This window comes from Sphingobium sp. 3R8, from assembly GCF_020166615.1.
Taxonomy (GTDB): Bacteria; Pseudomonadota; Alphaproteobacteria; order Sphingomonadales; family Sphingomonadaceae; genus Sphingobium; species Sphingobium bisphenolicum.
Window position 1 is genome coordinate 1 of record NZ_JAIQXR010000049.1, and the last position, 4,146, is coordinate 4,146.

A 4,146-nucleotide genomic window follows, 5' to 3' on the forward strand; every position below is an offset into this window, starting at 1 on the left:
GCGCATTACCGCCCGGCAATTCATCGGCTTGAATTGGCCGATAGCAAAATGTCCGGTTACGGGCGGGCAAACGCAGATAGTTGCCGTCCCAGCGGCGACAGCTCTCAAATCATACCGCAATCTTATCAGCTATCGGTCGAACCCTGGCACAATGGCATTGGTGCAGCATTTGCAGCCCGGCTCTAGGCCGGGAAATGTCCACTCACCGTTGATCTTCAGCCCTCTATCGAGCCTAAATACCTTACCGTTGGCGACTTTATGTGCCGCATCCATGGCCTTCTCGGATGGGCTGGGATCACTCGTCCAATAGCAGGCCGCGCCCGAATACATCCATTTGCCTTCGGTAAGCCCGATGCTGCGTGAACGGGCGACGTTCATCAACGCGGTAGAACGCTTGCCGAGATAATGGGCTATGTAGGACGCCCGGCGCTTGGTGACGCCCATTTCCTCTAGCGTCTTTGCCAGATAGTGAAGGTCTCCCCCGCGCTGGGCCATAACGACGGCGGCATCAAATACCCTCTGCTCCTCTCCTAGGGGCAAATCTTCGAATTCTTGGATGCGCTCCCAAAGATCAGCACGGATAGCCTCTGTGACGCGCGTAGGGTCGAACTTGACGGTGGGAATGAAATTGACCGGCTCGCCTCGCTTGAAGAATCCGAAAACCATCATGTCGCCCCGCATTGGATAGCGCAATGTTGGCAGCACAGGACGAAATCCGCTAGCCATATGCATGAGTGTCGGCTCTTGCGGATGGAAGATGGCGCGCAGACGTCTCGAAGGGGCGCACATTCGCCAATCGGAAAACACCAATTTCGGCCACTAGCGGCGCATTCTTGCATCGATACCATGAAAATCGGTGCCGCGTGGCTACGCCGTTTCACGGAGTTCCTGGCAATCACTGTCGGATTGGCCAGGCGTCCGACAATCGCCGCCGAAATGTTTCGTTCAGGGGTTACCCAGACCCGTGGACGCTTCCGGAACTTCGCGGCGCTGCAATTCGTTCTCCACCGCCTCGCGGATGAACAGGGCAAGCCTCCGATTGCCGACAAGCGCCTCTATTCGACGGATCGTGTCGGTAGTTAGCCTGATCGTCGTTGGCTTCATTCCAAGTGGCGGGCGTCCCATCGACCTGTCGCTATCGGGTAGAAACTCAATTTCCAAATCAATCCTATTGACGCCACCGTTAATTTGAATTTACGCCATCGTTTATGGAATAAAAGATGGCGTAAATGATGCACTGGCCTCTCTCGAATGGCTAATGCTCGACCGGCATCGCGAATCATATGGGAGTGCCGGGACCGTTCCGCGTCCGCCCGTCATATCTCGCCGCCTTGTGATGGATGCGGAACGGAGGTGCATATGCTTGTCTCCAAATCCCGCCGCGCCCTGCTGCGCGGATTGGCTATCGCGCCGGTTGCCGCGTCGGCGATTGCTTCGCCCTGGGGTGGCGCACTGGGGGCGCTTCACCAACGCTACGAAGACGAACCCGCGACACTGGAGCGGACGAAAGATGGCCGGAGCATAAGCCGTTCCCGCTATCACAATGCGGAACGGTGGATGACCACGCTGGAAGCGGATTTCCTCACCGAGCCGCGACATGCAAAGGAAGCGCTGCATCAGGCCGGTTTCGTGACCCAGCAAGCCCTGTGCGCCTATCTACTGGACCTGGGCTTTGCCGATGCGTGGAACGCCAGCCACATCAAGCAGGACATCGCCAAAGCGCTGGCCTACGCCAATGCTTGCGGCTTTGGCCATGATTGCCCCGACATGGCGCGGCTGGCTGAGGTTCTCTCGCCCTACTGGAAATGGGGCTATCATTATCATGATTGGGAGGAAGACCGTCCCCGCACGGGCGGGTTCATTCCTGCCACTATCACCCCCCTTGTGCGTGCCTTGGTAGATCGCGTGCATGACGTGACCGGCCACCCGCGCCCGAAAGGTTGCCAGCGCCGCACACAGGAGGTGCGGTCATGATGCTGCGCACCGATGCCGATCATCTGCCGGCACCGATCCGGGATGAGCTTCTCCACGTCACGACAATCCTGTTCCAGGCGTTCGAGGAAACAACCAAAGGCCGATGTTCCGAACATTTCCGGGCGGGCCGCATCCTTACCTTGATCCTGCACGGTCCCCATGCCGAGAATGAATGGGACGAGATCGCGCCGGGGGAAGCGTTCCGCCTGCTGGCTATCGTCAACTATCCCCGCCTTGCCCGCAGCGAACGCGACTGGCGGGTGGTGCGTGACCGTCTTCGTCGCGCGTGGGAGCATGGCGAAATTACCCGCCCGGTGCGGCTGTCTGTTGAAAGTCTTGAGCGGATCAACAGCGCTCTTGTCGAAGGCGTCCCGCATTTCGTCACTATCGCTGAGCAGGGAATCGCACTCTACCAGATGGAGGGCTTGCGGCTGAAAGAACCGCGCCACCTGCCAGCGCGAGAACGGGCTATCCGGGGCGTGGCGGAGTTCATCCGGTGGCATCGGCGCGGAACTGGATTTCTGGCGGGCGCGGCTTTCTATCGGAACCGGGGCGACATGCCGATGGCAGCGCTGATGCTGCATCAGGCGTGCGAGCATTTCTATCTGTGCGTTCTCCGGTCGATCAGCCTGCACGCGCCGCGCACCCATGCGCTGGATGAACTGCGCGAGGCGGCCGAAGCGCTGGACCCGCGTCTGTGTTCGGCATGGCCGCGCGACAGCCGGTTCGAGCGCCGCGCGTTCGGCTGCATTCGCCGAGCCTATGTCGAAGCGCGCTATGGGCGCTCCTACCGCATTTCGGGCGAGGAACTCTCATGGGCGTTCGACCGGGTGGAGATACTGGCGGAACGTGCGGCGTGCGCCTTCGCGGATCATCAAGCTTTGCTTGCCGAAAGCCTGCCAGTGCCAATGCTCCCGCCACCCGCAGAGCCGACGACAGCGATAGCCCTTTCCCAGCCTGCTCGCCGCGCCAATATGCTGCAACGGACATGGCGGATCGTGCGACGAGTTGCCCCGCAACAGGGCCGGTGGAATCCGCTCGTTCCCGTTCGCCAGTTCTGGCGCTCCGACAGGTTCATGGACTGGGTTGACCATCTGCCCTTGGCGATTGTCTGCCTTTGCTTCTTCATGGCTGGCGCGGAGGCAACACTATGGCGGGTAAAGTCCGCGCAAGTCGTCCGTTCCAAACCCTCCGACCTGTCCGCCGTGCTGGACTTCGACGTGCGCGCAGACACGGTGCTTGGCGCGGTCATGGATGTTGCGCAGAGGGCAGGCTACCGGGTCAAGGCGAATGAAGATATTTGGGCGGTGCGCTGGACGGGAGCCTATCGCGCCAAGGCGACGACCTTCGACGCGCTCGCGGACATTCTGTATGGCTCCGGCCTTTGCCCCGCGATCCGGGAAGACTTCATCACCGTGCGCTATTGCGACAAGAGCAGCCAACCCATGGCGGCGATGGTCGAGTATCAGGCCGAACGCGATGGCAATGTGCGCTTGCCAGTTTCGCGCTAACCGCCGTCCTGTTCCGCCTCGAAGGCCCGCTTGCCCTTGCGCTTCCAGAGGGCAAGCGCATTAGCGCGTTCCTCACCGCGCAGTCGGTCGGCAACGGTGAGAAACGCGCCGTAAAGCGTGGCGCGGTCATCGGCGGTGAGATCGACCAGCCCCGCCTTGACGACGAGGCCGCCCAGTTCGATCAGATGCCGCGTTCTCTCCCGTCGCTTCACTTGCCAATCGCGCATGTCGGTTCGCGCCTTTCGAGCTTCAAGCCGATGCCGCGCCGCCGTCGAGCGGGCGCGTGCCGCTTTGCTGGCCAGAAGGTCCGCCCGCAGGCTTGCCGCCTTTGCCGCGAAAGAAGCCCGCGCCCGCCTTGCGCCAGTCCTCCTTTGTCGCGGCGTCTTTCACCGTAGCGGCATGGAGCAGCGCCCCGGCCAGTATATCGGCGTCGAGCGCATCGGCCCCGGTCGCCGTCACCAGTTCGCCAAGCTGGCGCACGCGCCGTTCCCTGAGCGCCTTGGCCTTGTCGGCGAGAGCTTTGAGTTCCGAATCAAAATCGCGAGGTTTGCGCATCGTAAAGTCTCCATTGAGTGACGATGACGCTATAATAAGATGAACTCGCCCGCCGCGCAGTAGAGTCGCCGGGACAGCCTGACACCGCCTAGTCCCGTCCGAGAAA

At 61.2% G+C, this 4,146-nt stretch carries 6 protein-coding genes; 3 read left to right on the forward strand and 3 right to left on the reverse strand.

Translation table 11 applies throughout. From position 1 onward, the window contains the following. Nucleotides 1-129: 129 nt before the first annotated feature. The gene (locus tag K9B33_RS22770; protein WP_224551397.1) at nucleotides 130-669 is read right to left on the reverse strand and encodes a phage head morphogenesis protein; all 540 of its coding nucleotides are present in this window, start codon (nucleotides 667-669) and stop codon (nucleotides 130-132) included. 177 nt (nucleotides 670-846) lie between these two features. On the opposite strand from K9B33_RS22770, the gene K9B33_RS22775 reads away from it, so the two are divergent. The 3 genes from K9B33_RS22775 (at nucleotide 847) to K9B33_RS22785 (ending at nucleotide 3,485) form a co-directional block, all read left to right on the forward strand. Beyond that, nucleotides 847-1,083 carry a hypothetical protein gene (locus K9B33_RS22775; protein ID WP_224551398.1) on the forward strand — a complete coding sequence of 79 codons (237 nt, stop codon included), beginning with the start codon at nucleotides 847-849 and terminating at the stop codon, nucleotides 1,081-1,083. A gap of 276 nt (nucleotides 1,084-1,359) precedes the next feature. Then, nucleotides 1,360-1,974, forward strand: a complete 615-nt coding sequence (locus K9B33_RS22780; RefSeq protein WP_224551399.1) for a hypothetical protein — start codon at nucleotides 1,360-1,362, stop codon at nucleotides 1,972-1,974. Beyond that, nucleotides 1,971-3,485 (forward strand): HEPN domain-containing protein, encoded by a 1,515-nt coding sequence (locus tag K9B33_RS22785; RefSeq protein WP_224551400.1) that lies wholly within the window; start codon nucleotides 1,971-1,973, stop codon nucleotides 3,483-3,485. The genes K9B33_RS22780 and K9B33_RS22785 overlap by 4 nt, the downstream gene beginning before the upstream one ends. Here K9B33_RS22785 and K9B33_RS22790 read toward each other — a convergent pair. Next, entirely contained in the window at nucleotides 3,482-3,712 is a 231-nt protein-coding gene (locus K9B33_RS22790; protein WP_224551401.1) for a conjugal transfer protein TraD, read from the reverse strand. The two genes, K9B33_RS22785 and K9B33_RS22790, sit on opposite strands and share 4 nt — an antisense overlap. 22 nt (nucleotides 3,713-3,734) lie before the next feature. Further along, on the reverse strand, nucleotides 3,735-4,040 hold the full coding sequence (locus K9B33_RS22795; RefSeq protein ID WP_224551402.1) for a conjugal transfer protein TraD: 306 nt from the start codon (nucleotides 4,038-4,040) through the stop codon (nucleotides 3,735-3,737). Nucleotides 4,041-4,146 lie beyond the last annotated feature (106 nt).